We start from the raw sequence: 23,001 nt of genomic DNA on the forward strand, positions 1-23,001 counted from the left end.
GTGACGAGGCAGACAAAGGTTGGTTTGAAGGGCGCTGTAAGTAGATCCCTGCCTGCGCAGGAATGACAATACTTAGGTTTGGTATTGAAGTTCGGTATCAAATAGAGACCGACGTCACTTCGTACTGCTATAACTCATTTCAACGCGAGAAGTGAGCTTAGTCACCAGCTCATAAGCAATAGTACCAATGTGCTCGGCGACTTCTTCAGATGGGAGCTCTTCCCCCCATAAGATGGCTTCATCGCCCACTTGATCTAGGGCATCAGGACCCAAGTCAACAGTAAGCATATCCATCGATACTCGACCGGCTATTGGGACTTTACGACCATTAACTAGTACTGGTGTACCATTGGGTGCTGTTCGAGGATAGCCATCACCATAACCAATCGCAATCACCCCTACTTTGGTGTCCCTTTGACTAGTCCAAGTCGCCCCATAACCCACACTTTCGCCTTTCTTTACATCGCGCACAGCAATCAAGTGAGACTTTAAAGTCATAACTGGCTTAAAGCCCATATCGGCTGCGGTCTTATCTCCAAAAGGAGACACTCCATACATAATGATACCTGGACGCACCCAATCTAAGCGACTTTGCTGCCACTCAAGTAGGCCAGCAGAGGCAGCCATAGAACGCTCCCCATTACAGCCTTCTGTTAGTGACAGAAATAGTTCGATTTGCTGTTGAGTCATGGTGTTATCAAGCTCATCGGCACAACCGAAATGGCTCATATAACGTAGCGGTTTAGCCACGTTATCACAGCGATGTAAACGCTCGACGAACTCTTGGTATTGTTCTTCACGAACGCCTAGACGGTGCATGCCGCTATCCACTTTAAGCCAAACAACGACCGGAGTTTCTAGCTCTGCCTGCTCTAGTGCATCGAGCTGTTCATAACAATGCACCACCGTTTGAATATTATTGGTCACCAACACCGGGAGATCATTGGGTGAGTAGAAACCTTCAAGCAATAATATGGGTTTCACCACACCGCTTGCTCTTAGCTGCAACGCCTCTTCGATGCGAGCCACACCAAATGCATCGGCACCCGTGGCATTTTTGGCGATGTGTCTCAAACCATGGCCATAGCCATTAGCCTTGACCACTGCCATGACTTTGCTATTCGGCGCTTTCCGTTTAATGCATGCTAGATTGTGCGCCAGCGCATCCAAATTAATGTGCGCTGTCGCTGCTTTCATATAACTCATACGTCTGCCCTACTACTCTTCGTCAAACGCAGGACCTGCGTAGTTATCAAAGCGAGAATATTGACCTTGGAAGGTTAAGCGAACCGAACCGATAGGACCGTTACGCTGCTTACCGATAATGATTTCTGCGATCCCTTTTAATGCACTGTCAGGGTGGTAAACCTCATCACGATAAATGAACATGATTAAGTCGGCATCCTGCTCAATAGAGCCCGATTCACGAAGGTCTGAGTTAACTGGACGTTTATCGGCACGCTGCTCCAAGGAACGGTTAAGCTGCGACAAAGCAACAACAGGAACATTCAATTCCTTCGCCAATGCTTTAAGTGAGCGTGAAATCTCAGCGATCTCAAGGGTACGGTTATCAGAGAGTGACGGTACGCGCATCAACTGAAGGTAGTCCACCATGATAAGGCTAAGGCCACCGTGTTCCCGAGCAATGCGTCGAGCACGAGAACGCACCTCGGTTGGGGTCAAACCAGAACTGTCATCAATGTACATGTTCTTTTTCTCCATGAGCATGCCCATGGTCGTTGAAATCTTCGCCCAATCCTCATCATCTAATTGACCAGTACGGATCTTAGTTTGGTCAACACGAGACAGCGACGCCAACATACGCATCATGATCTGTTCGGCAGGCATCTCCAAGGAGAAGATAAGTACTGGCTTATCATCCGACATCGCCGCATTTTCACATAAGTTCATCGCAAATGTCGTCTTACCCATCGATGGACGTGCTGCGACAATGATAAGATCCGAACCTTGAAGGCCAGCCGTTTTCTTATTTAAGTCATTAAAGCCCGTAGTCACCCCTGTTACACCATCTTGTGGCGTTTTATACAGGATTTCGATTCGTTCTAGTGTTTTTTCAAGTATGTTATCGACATTTTGAGGGCCTTCATTCTCGCTGGTTCTTTCTTCCGCGATTTTAAAGACCTTACTCTCAGCCATATCAAGCAGATCTTCTGAGGAGCGACCTTGTGGGTCGTAACCCGCATCAGCGATCTCGTTAGCCACACCAATTAGATTTCGTACCAGAGCACGCTCAGCAACAATGTCCGCATAAGCATTGATGTTTGCTGCACTTGGGGTGTTTTTCGCTAGATCGGCAAGGTAGGCAAATCCACCAACATCGTCCAACTGCTCTCGCAGTTCAAGGAATTCAGATAAGGTAATCAAGTCAAGCGGCTTGCTCTCTTCTAACAGAGCTTGAATGCCTTCAAAGATTAGACGGTGAGGACGACTATAGAAATCACTGCTGATCACCTTCTCGGCAACGGTATCCCATCGTTGATTGTCTAACAACAGACCACCCAGTACAGACTGCTCCGCTTCCAATGAATGAGGAGGGACCTTCACTGATTCCACTTGAGCATCTTTTACTTTTTGATTTCGGATATCCGCCATGACTCTACTCGATAACACATTATGACCAGACATTATATACTCAACTAAGTGTGGGCTAAAGCAAAGAAAACGCGACTAAAACGAGGATTACTCCTTCAAAATTTGACCTATTGCTGACGATGGTCGAATATGCCACACATATAATCCCGAACCCCGTATCCGCTCCGAGAGGTTTTTGTGTCAAAGAAGGTACTTTTTGGTCTAGTATTGCTTGCTTCGCCTGCGATCTATGCTGAAGAATTTCTCCCGCCAAGCGACACGGAAGACTCGCCGCCCTCACCACTTCAATCCGAAGTGGAATTTGGCTATCAAGCACACTCAGGCAATACCGACTCTCAATCACTTAATGCGCGTGTTGCTGCGGAATATACCGAGGGACGCCATCGTACCAGTGGGGAATGGAAATATTACCAACTCTATAAAGACGGTGATGAAGATAAAAATCAGCAGAACTATTTATTGCAAACTGACTACAAGTTAGGCCCTAAAGCGTATTTGTACGGAAACTATAACGGCTTCTCTTCACTTTATAGCTCATATTATGAAGATCATACCGTTTCAGGTGGTTTAGGTTATCAGCTCGCCAATCGAGACAATTTCCTGTTTGAAGTCGAAGTCGGTCCGGGTTTTCGTTATCAAGAACCTAATCTTGATGAGATAGACGATAAAGACATTATTTTTAAGAACGTGGTTAAAGAAGCTATTATTCGAGGCAACATCAATTTGATTTGGAAGCCTTTGGATACTCTCACCGTCGGTACCAAGCTAACCGCTACATCTGGTAAAAGTAACACCCGTTTTGATACAGAATTAAATGTCACCAACGCCATTACTGAAACCATCGCGTTAAAGCTATCTTATGACAGCCAATACCACAGTAAAGTCCCTAGCCCTACTCTAAGCAAGCGCGACTCTATTTTCACCGTCAACCTGCTGTTCAGCTTCTAACCTTATAAAAATTGTAAAAAAAAACACCAGCCGAAGCTGGTGTTTTTCATTGTTCTTCTGACTGAGATTACTCAGCAGCAACAACTTGTAGGTTGATAGCAGCGAAAACTTCAGAGTGAAGTTGGATGCTGATTTCGAACTCACCAGTTGTGCGTAGAGCACCTTCAGGTAGGCGAACTTCGCTCTTAACTACTTCAACGCCAGCTGCAGTGATTGCATCAGCGATGTCGCGAGTACCGATAGAACCGAATAGTTTGCCTTCGTCACCAGCTTTAGAAGCGATAACAACAGCTTCTAGAGCGTTAACTTTCTCAGCACGAGCTTCAGCAGCAGTTAGTTGCTCAGCAACTTTAGCTTCTAGTTCAGCGCGACGAGCTTCGAACATTTCAACGTTACCTTTAGTAGCCATTACTGCCTTACCTTGTGGGATAAGGAAGTTACGTGCGTAACCAGATTTAACGTTAACTGTATCGCCAAGACCACCTAGGTTACCGATTTTATCAAGTAGAATAACTTGCATTGTTTAATCCTCTATCTAAATAAACGGTGCCGATTACTGATGCTTATCAGTGTATGGCAGTAGAGCTAGGTAGCGTGAACGCTTGATAGCGCGCGCTAGCTGACGCTGATATTTAGCGCTTGTACCAGTGATACGGCTAGGTACGATTTTACCAGCTTCAGTGATGTAGTTTTTAAGAGTTGCTACGTCTTTGTAATCAATCTCTTGTACGCCTTCTGCAGTGAAACGGCAGAATTTACGACGACGGAAGAAACGAGCCATGGGCTATCTCCTGATCTAAATTAAAGTCTTGTTGTCGGCAATTGAATCAATTACCAAGTACTAAATGAGTAACGAATTACTCTGCAGCTGCTTCTGGCTTAGCTTCAGTACGCTCTTCGCGACGTGGAGCACGCTCTTCTTTCTGCTTAAGCATGATAGAAGGCTCAGTGATTGCTGCTTTAGTACGCATAATCATGTTACGTAGAACTGCATCGTTGAAACGGAAAGCAGTCTCTAGCTCATCAATAGCTTCTTGTGGAGCTTCAACGTTCATTAGAACGTAGTGAGCTTTGTGAAGCTTGTTGATTGGGTAAGCCAGTTGACGACGACCCCAATCTTCTAGACGGTGAACAGTACCGTTAGCTTCAGTGATAGAACCAGTGTAACGCTCGATCATGCCAGCAACTTGCTCGCTTTGATCAGGGTGCACCATGAATACGATTTCGTAATGACGCATTGGTTGCTCCTTACGGATTATTAGCTTCCACGTTTGGCTCGGTCGTCCAGAGGAAGCAAGGAACGAATAAAAAAGACCGAGAATTAAGGACCGCGAATGTTACAGAAAGGACGGAAAATAAGCAAGCAATTTTAGAGGTTTAAGAGGCTAAGCAATACCCCTCAATGCTTAGCCATCCAAAAAGCCTTGTTATTCATCAGCATAGATCTTTACAGTTAACTCACCATGGCAATCTACCGAGGCGCGGTACATACCTGAGCTATTCATACCAAAATGAACATCACCTTGAGCATCCACTGCAATTAAGCCACCCTCGCCACCCATGGTTTTCAGTTCACCTTGAATTACCGCTTCACACGCCGTATGAACGTCTTCTTTTAGATAGCGCATTCGCGCCGCGACATCACCGGCAACGGTTTTACGGATAAAGTACTCACCCATTCCGGTGGTTGATACCGCAACATTGCCGTTTTCAGCGAAGGTACCTGCGCCGATAATCGCAGTATCACCAACGCGGCCGTACTTTTTATTGGTTACACCACCAGTACTTGTCGCGGCAGCCAAGTTGCCATGGCTGTCCAGTGCCACCGCCCCTACCGTGCCGTATTTTTTGTCATCTGGATATTTCGATTCAGACAGGGCAAACAATCCTTTCTCTTTCATCGAAAGTAATTGTTCGTAGCGACGCTCAGTAAAGAAGTAATCTTGCTCGGTATATTCGTGTTGATGTTCAAATGCAAACTTCTCCGCGCCTTCACCGATTAATAACACATGATCGCTATCGCGCATCACATCTCGCGCCAGCTCAATGGGGTTACGAATATGACGAACGCCAGCGACTGCGCCTGCATCCATAGCCGCGCCATGCATCACAGAAGCATCCATCTCAACCATTTCATCATGAGTTAATACCGAGCCTTTTCCCGCATTAAAATGTGGCGAGTCTTCCATCACTTTAACCGCTGCTACTGTTGCATCTAGAGCGTCACCACCCGCTTCCAATATCGCAGCGCCCGCCTGAACTGATTGAGTCAGTGCTGCCAATATCTCTTGCTTCAATGTCTCGGTCATCTGTTCACGCAATATGGTTCCAGCGCCACCATGAATCGCAATTGCAAAAGGCTTAGTCATACCGTTCGTTCCTACTTCCCTACTGTTTAAAACCAAAAAGACCTCCCATAGGGAGGCCTTTCAAAACTCAACGATTAGTGAGAACCACAACCACCGCCACCGCAGCAACCGTCTTCTTTTTTCTCACCGTGGTCGTCACCACCGCAACAGCCACCTTCTTCACCGTGACCTTCGCCGCCACAACAGCCGCCACCTTGGTGAATATGACCATGTTCAATTTCTTCTGCCTTAGCTTCGCGAATCGCAACCACTTCAACATCAAACGTTAGTGTTTGGCCTGCAAGCATGTGGTTACCGTCAACCACAACTTCGTCACCGTCTACTTCGGTTACTTCAACAGGGATTGGACCTTGGTCTGTATCCGCTAGAAAACGCATGCCGACTTCGATAGTGTCAACGCCTTGGAATACATTCGCTGGTACACGTTGTACTAATGCATCATTGTGTTCACCGTAAGCATCCTCTGGAGAAACAGTAGCTGTGAATTTATCACCCGCTTCTTTGCCTTCAAGTTCCTTTTCTAGACCAACGATTAGGTTGTTGTGACCGTGTAGGTAATCTAGAGGTGCTTCTACTGTTGATTGATCAACGACAACACCGTCTTCTGTTTTTACTTGGTACGCTAGGCTAACTACTGCGTTCTGAGTAACTTTCATGTGAGCTCCAAAGGATTGGCCTTGAGAGATCATTAAAGCAAAGCCTTTTTGCGAACAGCAAACCGACTCAAATGATCATCTCATCAAAAATTAATCCGCCTTTAAGCGGCGTGTTCGCATATTATGGGGTCAGAAATAAGAAACTCAATCATTCAGGCTTAAAAATTCCGATTAATTCCTCATCACTGCGTTCAGTTTTCTCTACAGCTTTTGGCGTGCGTTGTTCCTTGAACTCACACTCTACACACTCCACCCACTCAACATTGTTGTCTATCCACCAGCGCAAACTGTCTTGCTGGCTACACTTAGGGCAGCTTGCCCCCGCAATAAAACGTTTCTTGGTACTGCTCATGTTACTTCCTAATTCCGACCTTCAACCGCAATAGCTTTAACTTCAACGTTAATCCCAGAAATTACGCGATTGGCGATCATTTTCCATTTCACGGCCAAAGATTTCTTCGAGTTCTTTACGAGCTTCTTTCGATCTTTGTGCCAATTCTTTATCTTCACTGTGTTGAGGCAACAACTCTTTAAGCATGGCATTATCCAGCTTTCTAAAGTGCGCTTCTGCGCGCTTTGCCTCATAAGGATGAAATCCTAGCTCCACTAATGCCTGTCGACCTAAATCTAGGGCGCCCAAAAATGTCTCTCGCGAATAACATTGCACGCCATGATTCATAAGCTGATAGGCCTCTACTCGACTTCGAGCCCTCGCTAAGACTCTAAGCTTAGGAAAATGGTTATGACAAAGGTCCACCACTTCCATGATCTCCTCAGGAGAATCGGTACAGATAATGATAGCCTCGGCTTTATCGGCGCCCGCCGCTCTTAACAAATCCACCTGAGTCGCATCACCATAAAACACCTTATAACCGTATTTTCTTAACAGGTGAATTTGGCTCGCATCACTTTCTAATACGGTAACTTTGACCTTATTGGCGTACATCAAACGACCGACAATTTGTCCAAATCGTCCGAAGCCAGCAATGATCACTCTAGGCTGTCGATCCTCAACATCGGTTTTAATGGTGGTTTCTTCTACATGATTGAGTGATTTCTCAAACCATTTTTTCTGTCCCATAAGCAGCAATGGTGTGGTTACCATGGACAAACTCACCACAACTAGCAGAAAGGCAGACTCTTCGGCAGGCAATAGCCCTTGCGCACTCGCCGCCGTAAAGATGACAAAGGCAAACTCACCGCCTTGGCTTAAAATCGCCGCCATTTTACTGCGCGATTTCGGTCCGATACCAAACAAACGGGCCAGTACGTACAAGATAAGCCCTTTGATAATGACCAAAGACACCACAGCAAACAGCACAGCGAGTGGTTCAGAAATCAGTAATCCAAGGTTTACCGCCATACCCACCGCGATAAAGAATAACCCTAGCAGCAGACCTTTGAAAGGCTCAATGGCGATTTCCAACTCATGCCGGTACTCACTTTCGGCCAGTAACACCCCTGCTAAAAACGTACCTAAAGCCATGGATAACCCAAGCTTTTGCATAAAGGCAGCAATACCAATCACTAGCAGCAATGCGGCCACGGTAAACAACTCACGCACACCGCTCATGACGACATAACGAAACAGAGGACGAATCAGAAAGTGGCCGCCCACCAGCAAGCCTAAAACGCCCGCTAACATCCAAATAATGTCTGCCCAGTTGCCCGCTGTGTTGCCTGCTAATAATGGCAGTAATGCCAACATTGGAATAACCGCAATATCTTGAAACAGCAGAACGGCAAAGCCGGACTGTCCGGTCTCGCCGCCTCCTAGCCCTTGTTCTTCAATAACTCGAAGGGCTATCGCGGTAGATGAAAGCGCGAGGCCCATTCCTATCGCTAAACTGGTTTGCCAAGAGAGATTAAATAAAGAAGCAATCGCAGAAAGAATCAAAGTAGTGACGACAACCTGTGCACCACCTAAACCAAGGATGGGAACTCGCATCTGCCACAGCTTCTTAGGATTCAGTTCCAAGCCAATTAAAAACAGCAGCAGTACGACACCAAATTCGGAGAAATGAAGTATTTCATCCACATCGCTAATAAGCCCTAGCCCCCATGGGCCAATGGCAACACCAGCCAACAGATAGCCGAGAACACTGCCCAATCCAAGGCGCTGGGCAATGGGAACCGCAACCACAGCAGCAGAGAGGAAAATAACACCGCTTTGCAAGAAATCGTTAGTCATCGCCATGTTCCACCTCCGCAACTTGCAGCGTGGACATCATCAAAGATTCATCAAACGGATGCATTAACCATTGGCGGTACAATTCCGCATGTTGATATCGCTCCATATCACCGACACGTCGTGACCAATAGAGCACCAGCGGCTCCATCCACTGCATTTTACACAAGGCAGCCGTCAGCTCGAATGGCTGCAAAATCTGCTCTAACGGGTACTTATTGTAGCCCGATTGACTAAAGGCAGACTCTTTACCACCAGTGGTAATGACACTGCGCCAGTACTTACCTTCCAATGCGCAATCATCACCGAAGGCAAAGCCTTTACCCAGCACACGGTCAATCCACTCCTTTAATAAAGAGGGGCAGGAATACATATAAAGTGGATGCTGAAGCACAATTACATCATGCTCGAGCAAAAGCTGGTGCTCAGCTTTAACGTCAATAAAGAAGTCAGGATACAGAGCGTACAGATCTCTTAGGGTGACATTATCAAGAGATTGAATCTTCTTGAGCATAACCTGATTGGCAATCGAGTTTTGCGGCTCTGGATGGGCATAGATGACCAGAACCTTGGGGGATGTGTTGGTGCTTTCGAGTATGGAAGTCATTCCTAGACGTCTATCCTTAAACCTAGCGATACCCTTAAAGCTTAAGGGTAGATAGATATGATTGTTATTTAAATCATTCTATTTTTGTTATCAGTTTGTTCCATCATAACCCAAACTTACGCCAAGGTGCAGGTTAGTTTGCGATGAGTAGGATCGGATAATGATCGACATTTAAACACTTTGCCCCTAGTATTCGTTGGTCAAAAACTCAATAACAAGCTAGCTGTATTCATATGATCACCTTCTCTGATATTCAATTGCTTCGAGGTGGTAAACCACTCCTCGATCAAGCCTCTGCAACCATTCACCCAGGTGATAAAGTAGGTTTAGTAGGTAAAAATGGTTGTGGTAAATCCACACTATTTGCTCTACTAAAAGATGAGCTTTCCATCGATGCTGGCTCGTTTAGCCAACCTGCGCATTGGGAGTTAGCTTGGGTAGCACAGGAAACCCCTGCGTTAGACCGCAGTGCTATCGAATATGTCATTGATGGTGATAGAGAATATCGTGCACTAGAACAAGATCTGGTTGAAGCCGAGAAACAAGACAACGGCACACTAGTGGCAGAGCTTCACGGTAAGATTGAAGTGATTGGTGGCTACAGCATCCGTGCACGTGCCGCTGAACTGCTTGACGGCCTTGGCTTTAGTCAAGCACAAATGAGTTGGAGCCTAACGCAGTTCTCAGGTGGTTGGCGCATGCGTTTAAACCTCGCACAAGCTCTACTATGCCGATCTGATCTACTGCTACTCGACGAACCAACCAACCACTTAGATCTAGACGCCGTCATGTGGCTAGAGCGTTGGCTGCAAAACTATCCGGGTACCTTGGTTCTGATCTCGCACGACCGAGACTTTTTGGATCCGATCGTTGGTCGCATTATTCATATCGAAAACCAACTGCTAAATGAGTACACGGGGAACTATTCTTCGTTCGAAGATCAGCGTGCGCAAAAACTGATCTTGCAACAAGCGCAGTATCAGAAGCAACAAAAGCAGATGGCTCACATGCAAAGCTATATTGACCGCTTCCGTTATAAGGCGTCTAAAGCTCGCCAAGCACAAAGCCGTATTAAAGCGTTAGAACGCATGGAGAAGGTACTTCCCGCTCAGTTTGATAATCCATTCAGTTTCGAATTTAGAGAGCCAGCCGCGCTTCCTAACCCTATCATTATGATGGATGATGTCTCGGCCGGTTACGACGATAACGTCATATTAGAGAAGATTCGTCTAAATCTCGTTCCCGGTAGCCGCATTGGTCTGCTAGGTCGTAATGGCGCAGGTAAATCGACACTGATTAAGCTGCTTTCTGGAGAGCTCAACGCAAAGGGTGGCGATCTCAACTACTCGCAAGGCGTGAAAATCGGTTACTTTGCTCAGCATCAATTAGAGACACTTCATCCGGAAGAAACACCTTTACAGCACATGATGCAAATTGCGCCTCAACATACCGAGCAGCAGCTTCGTGACTACTTAGGTAGTTTTGGTTTCCAAGGCGAAAAAGCGCTGGAGAAAGTCGCACCTTTTTCTGGCGGTGAAAAAGCACGTCTGGTGTTGGCTCTGATCGTGTGGCAAAAACCAAACTTACTACTACTAGATGAACCGACCAACCACTTAGATCTTGATATGCGCCAAGCGCTAACTTTGGCACTGCAAACCTTTGAAGGTGCGATGGTTATCGTCAGTCACGACCGCTATTTATTGCGCGCGACCACCGATGATCTTTATCTTGTGCACGATCGCCAAGTGGCACCATTTAATGGTGATTTGGTGGATTACTATAAGTGGCTCACCGACCAGCAGCGACTAGAGCGCAAAGAAGCCCAAGAGAACGAGCCAGAGAAAAGCTCTAACAATAGCGCAGCAGCGAAGAAAGAGCAGAAACGTAAAGAAGCAGAGTTTAGAAAGCAAACTGCACCAATTCGCAAAACACTGACAAAACTTGAAGAAAAAATGGATAAGTTATCCGCCCTTGTCGCTGAGGCAGAAGAGCAATTGTCCGATACTTCTCTGTATGATGCGGAAAATAAAGCTAAACTCAATGAAGTACTTGCCAAACAGGCTTCTAGCAAATCCGAGCTCGAAGACGTAGAAATGGAGTGGATGGCCCAGCAAGAAGTTCTTGAGCAAATGGAACAGGAATTTAATCAGTAATGACAACAGAGCACGTATCTTCCACACTCACCCTAGAACACCTTTGGCAGTTTAGCCTGCAATATTACGGTGTGCGTGAAGTGAAAGAAGCGTGCTTAAATTTGCAAAATCAATTTCATGGTAATGTGAATCTGCTGCTGTTGCTGAAATGGCTCGATGAACAATCGGTTCGCTTTCAATCTGAAGACTGGCATCTAGTCCAGTCTTGCTTAGGGCGAACCGAACAGCTCCTGCACCAATATCGCGATATCCGTCGCCAACTCAAACACAACGTAGTTGATAGCCTTTATCGTGAAGCCCTAGAATTTGAACTCAGTCTGGAAAAACAACAGCAGTCCGATCTTGTTGACTGTATCAATAGCCTCGCACTGATCCCCCACGATCACGAGCCACTAGTACTGATCTACTGTCGACAACTTGGCGCCGAACATCTGGGATTGATCTTTGCTAAGCCTATCAGCGAACTCCCTACCAGATAAACACTACACAAGAAGCTGTCAGCGCCGCCATGCTAGAGTTAAAGCGTCGCCACGCAGTGGGAGTCGACAGCCAACGACGAATAAAGGTGCCAAAACCAACCCACACAGACGAAGTTTGTAGCTGAACCACTAGAAAAATCACCGAAATGCCAATCAAGGACCACCAATAATACTCACCAGCAATGGCAAATGAACTGACCGCCGTAACTGACATAACCCACGCCTTAGGATTCAGATATTGAAACAACATTGCTTCCAAGCATGTCATGGGCTTTGCCTGCTGAGCACCATCTCCTTTGTTAATACCAGCGGTTAGAATGCGCCAAGCCAAATACAACAAGTATGCACTACCAAGCCATTTCAAAATTTCTTGCACCACTGGGTAAGTCTTAAACACCACACCTAAACCCACACCATTGAGCAAAATGAGGCTAATCAAGCCAAATCCAATACCGAAAAAATGAGGTATCGAGCGCATGTAGCCAAAGTTCGCGCCTGAAGCTGTCAACATGACATTATTTGGGCCAGGGGTCCCAGTCATGACAACGGCAAAAAGTGCCACAGACAAGAAAAATGACCAATCCATATGATTCCTCCAAAAAATTGTACCGATACAATTACAAAAATTACGTTGCTTTATTGTTAATTAGCGACCAAAATAACCCTAACAAACGATCAAAACAGACGCAAAAGGTTTATTGTCACCATGACAATCGAAACAATTACGGTATACAAGCAGGATCCAACACCGATCTACAAACAGATCGCCGATCAGATCGCACATCAAATTGAGTCAGGAGAATTGGCAAGCAACAGCAAGCTGCCGACCCATCGTTGGCTTGCTGATCAGCTGCATGTCACGGTTGGCACCATTACTCGCGCCTATTCTGAAATCGAGCGTCGTGGCTTAGTTGAAGCTCGAGTAGGTGCCGGCACTTATGTGGCTGATACCAATAAACCCAGCTGGGCGTTTGAAGAAAGCAGTGTCGATCCGAATGAATACAATTTTGGTTATAACATTCCACCGCAGCTGGATCGTAGTGACATGCTGAAGCAAGCGATGCAGAGGATCTCCACCTCTCCGGCTCATTTGAACCAACTAATGATCTATCAGCCTCCTTCTGGTCTGGATGCGCATCGTTCGATTGTCACTAAGTGGTTAAACAGTAAAGGCATTAAACTGCACGCCCACAAGCTACTATTTAGCTCGGGGGCTCAACATGCCATTCAAATGGTTTTAGATACTTTCACCAGAGCAGGTGATACGGTGTTGGTTGAAAAGTACACTTATCCAGGCGTCATTAGCCTAGCGCGCCAGAACCAATTGACCCTAAAAGGGGTTGAGATGGATGAGTTTGGTGTCACTCCAGAATCGCTTGAAGTCTGTTGTCAGCGCTATTCACCACGATTTATTTATCTCACGCCGACACTACAAAACCCGACCACGGCCATCATGCCTGAAGAGCGTCGACTCGATATTATTCGTGTGTGTGAGCAGTACAATGTTTACATCATTGAAGATGAAATCAACGGATTGCTACTCGAATCTCCACCAGCCCCTATGGTGAATTACGCCCCAGAACGAGTGGTTCATATTGGCGCTTTCTCAAAATGCCTCGCTCCCGGGTTGAGGGTGGGCTATGTCCATGCACCAGAAAAACTGTATCAAAAGCTATTGGTAACGCTACAAACTCATAGCTGGATGATTAGCCCTCTACTCACCGCACTAACCTGTGAAATGCTAACCTCTGGTGACGCAGAACGTAACTTAATGCTCATACACAGAGAGATGAAAGCGCGTATTGATATTGCGACACGTGCCCTCGATGGTTTTGAGCTAGGCTATCAAACAGGTGGGTTTCATATTTGGTTAACCCTCCCAGAAAACTGGCGCCTTAGTGAGTTCGTAAGCAAAGCCCAAGACATGGGTATTATCGTTAAATCCGGTGAACTGTTTGCCCCACCCGGAGGCTCGGTAGCGCCGGCTGTGCGTTTGTCGTTAAGCTCGCCACAAACGATCGAACAACTTCAAATCGGCGTAGACAAATTAAGAGCCCTGTTATTATCCAACACAGTCGATGAATTCACCTTATGAGTACTGCTAAATTTATTGCCGCCAAAGGACTTGGTAACCCGCACATACAAACCTTGATTCCTCGCTTCGTAAGAAGAAAGCCTTTGTTTGAACCAATTTGGGAAACGTTGGACACGCCAGATGGCGACTTTGTTGAGCTTGCATGGAGTGAAGAGCCTCATTCATCAAGCGCGAAAAGCAAACCTGTTTTTGTTCTGTTTCATGGGCTAGAAGGCTGTTTCAATAGCCCTTATGCCAATGGCTTAATGCACGCTTTTGCTCAGCAAGGCTGGCTGTCTGTTATGATGCACTTTCGCGGCTGCGGTCCCAACCCGAACCGGCTAGCTCGTGCCTATCACTCTGGTGAAATTGGTGACGCTAGGCAGTTCATCGAGCTTTTGGATCATCGTTACCCAAATGCCAAAAAGGCTGCTGTGGGCATTTCGTTAGGGGGCAACATGCTGACGAATTATCTTGCTCACTACCAGAATGACAGCAAGCTGGATGGTGCGACGATTGTCTCTGCACCGTTGGATCTCGGTGCGTGTGCTCGACGAATTGAGCAGGGTTTTTCCAAGCTATATCGCTCATACCTACTCAGCTCAATGAAAAAGAACGCGCTAAACAAACTGCACCTTCTCAGTGATGTATTAGGTCTTACGGCGGAAAAAATCCAAAACATGCGCAAACTGTACGAGTTTGATGACCTAATCACCGCACCACTGCATGGTTTTCGGGATGCTGAAGACTATTACAATCAATGCTCTGGATTACAAAGAATGTGTGATATTACTGTTCCCACTCAATTTATCCACGCAAAGGATGACCCATTTATGAGCCATGAAGTCATTCCAAACTTCGCCCTCCCTGCTCATATTGACTATCGCTTACACGAACGTGGCGGCCATGTGGGTTTTATGTCTGGCAGTCTGCGTCAACCTAAGTTTTGGCTAGAAGAAACCTTACCAAACTACTATCGCCACCTACTCCACTCGTCCACATGACGGTATACTCTCCCGTATCATAGAGTGATGAGGTATTTATGATTATTCCATGGCAACAAATCGCAGCAGAAACGCTGGATAATTTGATCAAAGAATTCGTATTGCGTGAAGGTACTGACTACGGCGACACTGAGTGGTCGTTGGACGATAAGGTATCGCACGTCAAAGCTCAACTAGAGAGCGGAGAAGCTGTAATTGTCTTCTCCGAATTACATGAAACCGTCGATATTCAGCTACGTCGTTCGATGTAAATGACGTGAGCATGACAATCTAGTGCTATAGTAAAACGCTATTGAACCTAAATGAGCAAACAACGTCTAAATGGTTCATAGGGTTAGCAAAACAAAATTATAACTATCATTACACAGGAAGTGTTATGTCTGCAAAACACCCCATTATTGCGGTGACCGGCTCTTCTGGAGCAGGTACAACAACAACGTCAGAAGCGTTTCGCAAAATGTTCAACATGATGAGCGTGAAGCCCGCTTTTATTGAAGGTGACAGCTTTCACCGCTTTACTCGTCCAGAAATGGATATCGAGATCCGCAAAGCCAAAGAGCAAGGAAAACACATCAGTTACTTTGGCCCGCAAGCAAATGACTTCCCTGCGTTAGAAGAATTCTTCCGCAACTACGGACAAAATGGCACAGGTCAGTTCCGTCGTTACCTGCATACGTTTGATGAAGCTGTACCATACAATCAAATGCCTGGCACATTCACGCCTTGGCAAGATCTGCCTGAAAATTCCGATGTACTGTTTTATGAAGGCTTACACGGTGGTGTTGTCGACGGAGAGGTAAACGCAGCTCAACATGTCGACTTACTTATCGGCATGGTGCCGATAGTCAACTTGGAGTGGATTCAGAAATTTGTTCGTGATACTCGCGATAGAGGGCATTCCAGAGAAGCGGTTACCGACTCTATTGTCCGTTCAATGGATGATTACCTTAGTTATATTACCCCGCAATTCTCACGCACTCATATTAACTTTCAACGCGTCCCTACGGTGGATACCTCCAACCCACTCAACGCCAAAGGCATTCCAAGCTTAGATGAAAGCTTCGTGGTGATTCGTCTACGTGGTATCAAAAATGTCGATTTCCCTTATCTATTGGCAATGATAGATGGCTCGTTCATGTCGCGACATGACACCATAGTGGTACCGGGCGGTAAGATGAGTTTTGCGATGGAATTAATCGTCAGACCAATACTTCAACAGCTCATAGAAACTGGAAAAATAGGTTAGCTTTCACGCTTTAACCGTAGATGATTTTTTATACCGTGATCATGTGCACAGTTTTGTATAGAAAAATGGTCTGATGACACGATTAAAATCAAGAAAAATGGCGCAAAAAAGGATACTATTTCTAGGAAACAGAAGATCGCTTGCGCCATCTTCAAAGTGCTTTTATGCTAGTAAGTCTTAACCAACGGGCTTGCTAACAAATATGGAAAGCAGCAAGCATACCCTGCAGAGGAAGTAAGATATATGGTTCTAGGTAAACCTCAAACCGACCCAACGTTAGAGTGGTTCCTTTCACACTGCCACATTCACAAGTATCCTTCTAAGAGCACGCTAATCCATGCGGGCGAGAAAGCGGAAACTCTTTACTACATCGTAAAAGGTTCTGTAGCGGTACTGATCAAAGATGAAGAAGGCAAAGAGATGATCTTGTCTTACCTTAACCAAGGTGACTTCATTGGTGAACTTGGCTTGTTCGAAGAAGACCAAGAACGTACGGCATGGGTACGTGCAAAATCTCCTTGTGAAGTTGCGGAAATCTCATTCAAGAAATTCCGTCAGCTGATTCAAGTTAACCCTGATATTCTAATGCGCTTATCTGCTCAAATGGCAAGCCGTCTACAAGTGACTAGCCAAAAAGTAGGTGACTTAGCGTTCCTAGACGTAACAGGCCGCATTGCTCAAACGCTACTAAACCTAGCGAAGCAACCAGACGCAATGACTCACCCAGATGGCATGCAAATCAAGATCACTCGTCAAGAGATCGGCCAAATTGTTGGCTGTTCACGTGAGACAGTGGGACGCATTCTTAAGATGCTAGAAGAGCAGAACCTAATCTCTGCTCACGGTAAGACTATTGTTGTTTACGGTACTCGTTAATTTCTAGCGACGTTACTTTTACAAAAGCTAATAGCTAAAAAGCCACCGCGAGGTGGCTTTTTTATTATTTATTGGTGCGTACTCTCAAAAATCTTATCCGCAGATGCCGCAACGAAACCTTGATAGTAACTGCCGTCCGCCATTTGATATCGCTTAGCAAACTCATAGAAGCCGCCAGGGATAGCCTGTTCACCATCGGTGAACATCACCGGCACTTTATCCGCCATCGTTGAAGACTGCTCAAGTAACACCTCAGGAGAACCTTTAACTTCACCGCCAGATTCATTGATAGCAAAACCGGCCTCACGAAGATGTTGGTTTACTTCTACGACTTCCTGAAAACGATCCAGCTGATTTACGCTCACCGTAAAGTGGTTAGCACCATAACCGTGGGCAGCCAACCACGATGCATACTCGCTCTCTTCGGCTAGCGTCTGAAAATCAGCGTAACTCAAGTCCCATAGACGCCCACCATAAAGGAAGTCTGCGCTATCCAACTTCGCCGCTTCAACTTGAGCCACCAGCTTAGCGACAATATCTTGCAGCTGCTGCGAACACAGTTCGACTCTAAGCTCACTAATAAACACTTTTGGTAATACAGCATTACTATGCTCTAAATGAATCGCAGAGAGCTTCTTGGCCTCAAACACATAATCACCAGAGACTTTGTAGCCAAGAGCGATAAAGTGCTTTGCCAACGAATCGATGCCCAGAGGGCCGACATTAAAAGTACGTAGCGCAATGTGGTCGTTAATCAGCGCTTCATCCTCTTTGAGCAGAGCATGGACTTTATCAGCAGAAGGGCAAAGACGGCGAATATAGTCTTGCCATAAATGGTTAAATAGAGCGTCTACAGTCATAACAGAAGTTCCTTAGAGTTCAATACCAGGGCTTAGCGTTGCAGGAAGCACGGTATTGTCTCCTTCCATGGACGCCATAGGGTATGCACAGTAATCGGCCGCATAGAAAGCACTTGGTCTTAGGTTACCTGATGCACCAGGTCCTCCGAATGGCGCATCACCACTCGCTCCAGTAAGCTGACGGTTACGGTTTACAATGCCTGCACGAATATGGTCAACGAAGTACTGCCACTCTTCATCGCTTTGCGAAATCAAACCTGCCGACAAACCAAAGCGAGTATCGTTTGCGAGTTCTACTGCTTGTGGTAGCGTTTCATAGCGTACTAGCTGTAACAAGGGACCAAAGTACTCTTCATCTGGTAGCTGCTCGATATTCGTTGCATCAATCAACGCAGGCGTAACGAAAGCAGCTTGTAGGCGTTTCGCTTCCACTAAGCTCTTGCCACCTAGTTTCAGAAGCTCGGCTTGCGCCGCAATAATATGGTCAGCCGCCTGTTCAGAGATTTGTGGCCCCATAAATGGTGCTGGTTTGGCGAAAGGCTCATCGATACGAATCTTACCAATTGCAGAAACTAAGCGTTCAACCAGTTGATCACCTCTTTGCCCAAATGGCACATAAAGGCGTCTTGCACAGGTACAGCGTTGTCCAGCACTAATGTATGCCGATTGTAAAATGGTATAAACCGCAGCATCAATATCCCCAAAGTCTTCACTGATCACCAGCGGGTTATTGCCGCCCATTTCTAGCGCTAACATCTTGCCCGGTTGCCCCGCGAATTGCCTATGCAGAATGTGTCCCGTATTGGCGCTACCTGTGAACAGTACGCCATCAATGCCTTTAGAATCAGCAAGCGCAATGCCCGTCTCCTTGCCGCCTTGAACAAGGTTAATGACACCAGATGGAAGACCAACCTCTTCCCAAAGTTTCATTGCTAACTCACCAACTAGCGGCGTCTGCTCAGACGGTTTAAAGACCACTGTGTTCCCTGCTAGTAACGCAGGCACAATGTGACCGTTAGGTAGGTGACCAGGGAAATTATAAGGCCCAAAGACAGCCATGACACCAAGAGGCCTGTGACGGAGGACGATTTGGTTGCCAGCGGCTTCGCGTTGGGTCTCGCCGGTACGCTGATGATAAGCACGAATAGAAATCGCAATTTTTCCAGCCATCGCTCCCGCTTCAGTGCGCGTTTCCCATAACGGTTTACCCGTTTCTTTGGCGATGGCTATGGCAATATCTTCACTACGTTCTTTCACTTTCTCTGCGAAAGACAAAACGATGGCTTCACGCTCTTCAAATGGACGCTTCTTCCACTCGATAAATGCCTGACGAGCAGCAGAGACGGCGCTTTCAACCTGTTGAGCAGTGGCTGACTGACCTTCCCAAATAGTTTGATTGTTGTATGGGGATAGTGACTGAAAAGTGTCACCTTGGCCTGCAACCCAGTTACCTGCGATCCATTGAGTCATAGTGAAGTTCCTTAAATTGAATGAGCTAAGAGCAAGCAGAACTTCCGCTTCTCTTAAACCGTGGTGGTAATCGACCACCATCTTATTATTTGACTGTTATTGAGCCAGCATACGCACCATATCGCCCTCGGAGACATTCAGTGCTTGTGCTGCTTCTGCTGTGAGCAATACCTTGCCACTTTCTGGGTCGTATGCCGCTTTGGCCGCGACCGCTCGGAAGTTCTCAAACGAGGTATTTGCCACCAAATAATCTTGAGAGCTCGAATGCTCTGCAATCGCTACTTGAGCTCGGAAAGAGTCACGAACCGCTTGAATATTGCGAAGGTCACATTCAACCGTTGGGCCTGCATCGAAAATGTCGACATAGTTACGGCAAGTAAAGCCTTCGTTTTCAAGCAGCTTCAAAGCCGGACGCGTATTCTCATGCACCTGCCCAATCACCTCTTGCGCTTCTTTGCTGAGCAAGTTGATATAGATAGGAAGCTTTGGCATTAGATCTGCGATAAAGCCTTTTTTACCAATTCCGGTCAGATAATCTGCCAATGTAAAATCGATAGAAAAGAAATGCTCTTGTAACCACTTCCAAAATGGAGAATTGCCTTCCGCATCGGACACACCACGCATTTCAGCAAAAATCGTTTTAGAAAAACGTTCTGGGTGCTCTGCCATCATCAAAAAGCGGCATTTAGACATCAATCGACCATTCAATCCGCCACGGAATTCAGGGCGTAAGAACAAGGTACAAATCTCACTGCATCCAGTGTAATTATTCCCAAAGGTCAGAAGCTTAACGACATTGTTGACGTTGAGTTTTGGTGACGAGTGCACCACCGTACTAATGTGATAAGAATAGAAAGGGACATCCCAGCCAATCGCACCTTCTATACCTGTGGTACCCGCCACTTCACCAGTTTCTGTATCAACACCCACCATCAAATAACCTTCATCGGTCGGCGTCGTCACGTCTTGCTTGGCAAAACTGTATTCAGAATGGGTAATTCGGTTAGTAAGAAGCTCTTCATTCACAGGAAGAGAAGTAAAACCGTGTCCTGATTCTACCGCGCAAGTATGCAGCGCGTCGTAATCAGACATAGAGATAGGACGAACAACAAGCATCAATAATCCCTCCTGACGCAAACTCTCCCGGCACATCCAAACATCCGAGAGAGTATTTAATTGCTAACTAAGTTTACGACGCCACTAAGGTGCTGATCGCTTTATCTAGTTTAGCTAATCCTTCTTCAACTTCTTGTTTGGTAATCACCAATGATGGGGTAAAACGAACCACATTTGCACCCGCAACCAAGACCATTAGGCCTTGTTGGCCTGCAGCTACTAGAACATCACGAGCACGACCTTGCCACTCTTCATTCAGCGCAGCACCAAGAAGTAGGCCTTTTCCACGAATTTCGCTGAAAATACCGTATTTTGCGTTTATTTTTTGTAGACCATCGCGGAACCACGCTTCGCGCTCAGCGACACCAGCCAGAACATCTGGGCTCGACACCACATCTACAACCGCTTCTGCTACCGCACACGCTAACGGGTTACCGCCATAAGTAGAACCGTGCGTCCCCACTTTCATGTGTGCAGCAAGTTTCTCAGTCGTTAGCATAGCGCCAATCGGGAAACCACCACCAAGAGATTTCGCAGTGCTCAAAATATCGGGCGTTACACCTAGACCTTGATAGGCATAAAAGTGACCAGTACGGCCATTACCCGTTTGCACTTCATCAAAAATAAGCAGTGCATTATATTTATCACATAACTCACGAACTGCTTGAACAAACTCAGGCTGAGGAGAAACAATACCACCCTCACCTTGTAGCGGCTCCATCATCACTGCACAGGTTTTCTCTGACATCTGAGCTTCAAGCGCAGCGATATCATTATAAGGAATGTGTGATACGTCGCCCGGCTTAGGACCAAAACCGTCAGAATAAGCGGCTTGACCACCAACAGTGACCGTAAAGAAAGTACGACCGTGGAAACCTTGGTTAAAAGCAATGATTTCTGACTTTTCAGTACCATGAACATCTGCCGCCCAGCGGCGTGCTAGTTTCAGCGCCGCTTCATTGGCTTCCGCACCTGAGTTAGCGAAGAAAACTCGTTCAGCAAAGCTAACTTCCGTCAGTTTTTTCGCCAAGCGCAGTGCTGGCTCGTTGGTCATGACATTACTCAGATGCCAAATCTTGTTAGCTTGTTCAGTAACTGCATTTACCATCGCCGGATGGCAGTGGCCTAAACAACTCACGGCAATACCACCCGCGAAGTCGATATATTCATTCCCCTGCTGGTCCCAAACGCGAGCACCCTCGCCTTTTACTGGAATCATTTCCATTGGGTTGTAGCAAGGTACCATTACCTCATCAAACCACTCGCGAGTTACCGCTTTTTCCGTTGTCATAACACATTCCTTCTCATTACAGCATGTGGGAGAAAGGCGCTTCACTCTTCCATTTTAAGTTACGGACCAAGAGCGATCCCTCGAACTCATAAAGAAAGAAAAGATTTTCTATCGCTTTTCCACAGATGCAGCATTGTATTTACAATTATTTAACCATAGCAATAGTGAAAAATACTTTTTAAGTAGCTAAAGAACAAAATTCACCGCTGCCTCATGAGTATTTATGCATCAAAATTGAATGGGAATGAAGCGTTTTTTCCTGCATCAACCAAGAAAGTCAGCAAATAAGGTTTTGCTCACTTTGATATCAGTAAAGACGAATAATCTTTCAATTTAATAAGTAAAACTTATGATGGATAAGAAAACAGAAAAGAGTGATCAAGATCGACTATTTTTGAGACAGGAAATTGTTAAGAAGCTCGTGACCTTGTTCAGTTTTGATAGATTCTGGGTGAAATTGAACCGCATGTAGACAAAGCGACTTGTGCTGGTAACCCATAATTTCGTCGAAATCGCCACTCTCTAACTCAGTCCAAGCCGTTACTTCAAAGCAATCAGGAAGCGACTCTTTTTCGACGATTAATGAGTGATAACGGGTAACAATTAATGGGTTATTGAGGCCAGCAAACACACTTTTGTTGTTATGACGAATTGGTGAGGTTTTGCCATGCATCACTTCACGAGCACGAATCACCTTACCACCAAAGACCTGAGCGATCGCCTGATGACCTAAACAAACACCGAGTAGTGGCAATTTACCAGCAAAGTGCTTGATCACCTCTAAGGAGATCCCTGCCTCATTAGGTGTACAAGGTCCTGGAGAGATAACTATATGAGAAGGGTTTAACGCTTCAATACCAGCAATATCAATTTCATCATTGCGCACCACTTTTACTTCGGCACCCAGTTCAGAAAAATACTGAAACAGGTTAAAAGTAAAGGAGTCGTAATTATCAATGATGAGTAGCATAGCGCTCGCTGTGGTATTGAGTTTGCGAAAAATAAGGCGGTATTTTGCAACAAGATGGCAGAAAGGCAAGTAAAAATGGGG

At 46.0% G+C, this 23,001-nt stretch carries 24 protein-coding genes; 8 read left to right on the top strand and 16 right to left on the bottom strand.

Going from position 1 to position 23,001, the window contains the following annotated elements; all coding sequences use genetic code 11:
* Nucleotides 1–114: 114 nt before the first annotated feature.
* Nucleotides 115–1,197, bottom strand: coding sequence for an alanine racemase (gene alr, locus JKJ11_RS15320; protein ID WP_252039129.1), 1,083 nt, complete (start codon nucleotides 1,195–1,197; stop codon nucleotides 115–117).
* Nucleotides 1,198–1,218: 21 nt separating this feature from the next.
* Nucleotides 1,219–2,613, bottom strand: a complete 1,395-nt coding sequence (locus JKJ11_RS15325; RefSeq protein ID WP_006075652.1) for a replicative DNA helicase — start codon at nucleotides 2,611–2,613, stop codon at nucleotides 1,219–1,221.
* Between the two features lie 177 nt (nucleotides 2,614–2,790).
* Between JKJ11_RS15325 and JKJ11_RS15330 the strand changes: the two genes are divergently transcribed.
* A complete protein-coding gene (locus tag JKJ11_RS15330) occupies nucleotides 2,791–3,561 on the top strand; it encodes a DUF481 domain-containing protein (protein ID WP_062463012.1) in 771 nt (256 codons plus the stop codon).
* Between the two features lie 67 nt (nucleotides 3,562–3,628).
* Here JKJ11_RS15330 and rplI read toward each other — a convergent pair whose 3' ends face one another.
* From rplI to kefG, 8 genes are all read right to left on the bottom strand, one after another.
* Nucleotides 3,629–4,081, bottom strand: coding sequence for a 50S ribosomal protein L9 (gene rplI, locus JKJ11_RS15335; RefSeq protein ID WP_031493946.1), 453 nt, complete (start codon nucleotides 4,079–4,081; stop codon nucleotides 3,629–3,631).
* Between the two features lie 33 nt (nucleotides 4,082–4,114).
* On the bottom strand, nucleotides 4,115–4,342 hold the full coding sequence (gene rpsR / locus JKJ11_RS15340; protein WP_000090472.1) for a 30S ribosomal protein S18: 228 nt from the start codon (nucleotides 4,340–4,342) through the stop codon (nucleotides 4,115–4,117).
* Nucleotides 4,343–4,418: 76 nt separating this feature from the next.
* Entirely contained in the window at nucleotides 4,419–4,799 is a 381-nt protein-coding gene (gene rpsF / locus JKJ11_RS15345) for a 30S ribosomal protein S6 (RefSeq protein WP_006074804.1), read from the bottom strand.
* Between the two features lie 189 nt (nucleotides 4,800–4,988).
* Complete coding sequence (locus JKJ11_RS15350) at nucleotides 4,989–5,930, bottom strand: isoaspartyl peptidase/L-asparaginase family protein (RefSeq protein WP_198558373.1); 942 nt, start codon at nucleotides 5,928–5,930, stop codon at nucleotides 4,989–4,991.
* Nucleotides 5,931–6,004: 74 nt separating this feature from the next.
* Complete coding sequence (gene slyD / locus JKJ11_RS15355; protein ID WP_038223079.1) at nucleotides 6,005–6,586, bottom strand: peptidylprolyl isomerase; 582 nt, start codon at nucleotides 6,584–6,586, stop codon at nucleotides 6,005–6,007.
* 148 nt (nucleotides 6,587–6,734) lie between these two features.
* Complete coding sequence (locus JKJ11_RS15360) at nucleotides 6,735–6,938, bottom strand: YheV family putative zinc ribbon protein (RefSeq protein WP_006074807.1); 204 nt, start codon at nucleotides 6,936–6,938, stop codon at nucleotides 6,735–6,737.
* Nucleotides 6,939–6,986: 48 nt separating this feature from the next.
* The gene (gene kefB, locus JKJ11_RS15365) at nucleotides 6,987–8,783 is read right to left on the bottom strand and encodes a glutathione-regulated potassium-efflux system protein KefB (protein ID WP_006074808.1); all 1,797 of its coding nucleotides are present in this window, start codon (nucleotides 8,781–8,783) and stop codon (nucleotides 6,987–6,989) included.
* Complete coding sequence (gene kefG / locus JKJ11_RS15370) at nucleotides 8,770–9,381, bottom strand: glutathione-regulated potassium-efflux system ancillary protein KefG (RefSeq protein ID WP_252038439.1); 612 nt, start codon at nucleotides 9,379–9,381, stop codon at nucleotides 8,770–8,772. Before kefG ends, kefB begins: the two co-directional genes overlap by 14 nt.
* A 233-nt stretch (nucleotides 9,382–9,614) precedes the next feature.
* Here kefG and JKJ11_RS15375 point away from each other — a divergent pair, with 233 nt between their 5' ends.
* Together JKJ11_RS15375 and JKJ11_RS15380 are read left to right on the top strand one after the other, a co-directional pair.
* Nucleotides 9,615–11,534, top strand: coding sequence for an ABC transporter ATP-binding protein (locus tag JKJ11_RS15375; RefSeq protein ID WP_006074810.1), 1,920 nt, complete (start codon nucleotides 9,615–9,617; stop codon nucleotides 11,532–11,534).
* The gene (locus JKJ11_RS15380; protein WP_038230928.1) at nucleotides 11,534–12,013 is read left to right on the top strand and encodes a TIGR02444 family protein; all 480 of its coding nucleotides are present in this window, start codon (nucleotides 11,534–11,536) and stop codon (nucleotides 12,011–12,013) included. Before JKJ11_RS15375 ends, JKJ11_RS15380 begins: the two co-directional genes overlap by 1 nt.
* Here the strand turns inward: JKJ11_RS15380 and JKJ11_RS15385 are convergent.
* On the bottom strand, nucleotides 12,003–12,599 hold the full coding sequence (locus JKJ11_RS15385) for a LysE family translocator (protein ID WP_006074812.1): 597 nt from the start codon (nucleotides 12,597–12,599) through the stop codon (nucleotides 12,003–12,005). The genes JKJ11_RS15380 and JKJ11_RS15385 overlap by 11 nt on opposite strands.
* A 120-nt stretch (nucleotides 12,600–12,719) precedes the next feature.
* Here JKJ11_RS15385 and JKJ11_RS15390 point away from each other — a divergent pair, with 120 nt between their 5' ends.
* From JKJ11_RS15390 to crp, 5 genes are all read left to right on the top strand, one after another.
* The gene (locus tag JKJ11_RS15390) at nucleotides 12,720–14,108 is read left to right on the top strand and encodes an aminotransferase-like domain-containing protein (RefSeq protein ID WP_252038441.1); all 1,389 of its coding nucleotides are present in this window, start codon (nucleotides 12,720–12,722) and stop codon (nucleotides 14,106–14,108) included.
* Entirely contained in the window at nucleotides 14,105–15,091 is a 987-nt protein-coding gene (locus JKJ11_RS15395) for a hydrolase (protein ID WP_006074814.1), read from the top strand. Before JKJ11_RS15390 ends, JKJ11_RS15395 begins: the two co-directional genes overlap by 4 nt.
* A 38-nt stretch (nucleotides 15,092–15,129) precedes the next feature.
* On the top strand, nucleotides 15,130–15,342 hold the full coding sequence (locus JKJ11_RS15400; RefSeq protein WP_031493588.1) for a YheU family protein: 213 nt from the start codon (nucleotides 15,130–15,132) through the stop codon (nucleotides 15,340–15,342).
* Between the two features lie 125 nt (nucleotides 15,343–15,467).
* Complete coding sequence (locus JKJ11_RS15405) at nucleotides 15,468–16,337, top strand: phosphoribulokinase (RefSeq protein ID WP_006074816.1); 870 nt, start codon at nucleotides 15,468–15,470, stop codon at nucleotides 16,335–16,337.
* A gap of 243 nt (nucleotides 16,338–16,580) precedes the next feature.
* Complete coding sequence (crp, locus tag JKJ11_RS15410) at nucleotides 16,581–17,213, top strand: cAMP-activated global transcriptional regulator CRP (protein WP_004410522.1); 633 nt, start codon at nucleotides 16,581–16,583, stop codon at nucleotides 17,211–17,213.
* A 68-nt stretch (nucleotides 17,214–17,281) separates the two neighbouring features.
* Here crp and JKJ11_RS15415 read toward each other — a convergent pair whose 3' ends face one another.
* The 5 genes from JKJ11_RS15415 to JKJ11_RS15435 form a co-directional block, all read right to left on the bottom strand.
* Nucleotides 17,282–18,073, bottom strand: coding sequence for a DUF1338 domain-containing protein (locus tag JKJ11_RS15415; protein ID WP_252038443.1), 792 nt, complete (start codon nucleotides 18,071–18,073; stop codon nucleotides 17,282–17,284).
* 12 nt (nucleotides 18,074–18,085) lie between these two features.
* Nucleotides 18,086–19,543: a succinylglutamate-semialdehyde dehydrogenase gene (astD, locus tag JKJ11_RS15420; protein ID WP_252038445.1), complete on the bottom strand. Its 1,458-nt coding sequence runs from the start codon at nucleotides 19,541–19,543 to the stop codon at nucleotides 18,086–18,088.
* Between the two features lie 96 nt (nucleotides 19,544–19,639).
* Entirely contained in the window at nucleotides 19,640–20,659 is a 1,020-nt protein-coding gene (gene astA / locus JKJ11_RS15425; protein ID WP_252038447.1) for an arginine N-succinyltransferase, read from the bottom strand.
* Nucleotides 20,660–20,732: 73 nt separating this feature from the next.
* Nucleotides 20,733–21,950, bottom strand: a complete 1,218-nt coding sequence (locus tag JKJ11_RS15430; RefSeq protein ID WP_006074821.1) for an aspartate aminotransferase family protein — start codon at nucleotides 21,948–21,950, stop codon at nucleotides 20,733–20,735.
* Between the two features lie 388 nt (nucleotides 21,951–22,338).
* The gene (locus tag JKJ11_RS15435) at nucleotides 22,339–22,920 is read right to left on the bottom strand and encodes an aminodeoxychorismate/anthranilate synthase component II (RefSeq protein WP_252038449.1); all 582 of its coding nucleotides are present in this window, start codon (nucleotides 22,918–22,920) and stop codon (nucleotides 22,339–22,341) included.
* Between the last annotated feature and the right edge of the window lie 81 nt (nucleotides 22,921–23,001).

Origin of the sequence: Vibrio sp. SCSIO 43133 (assembly GCF_023716845.1) — a bacterium.
Classification (GTDB): domain Bacteria; phylum Pseudomonadota; class Gammaproteobacteria; order Enterobacterales; family Vibrionaceae; genus Vibrio; species Vibrio mediterranei.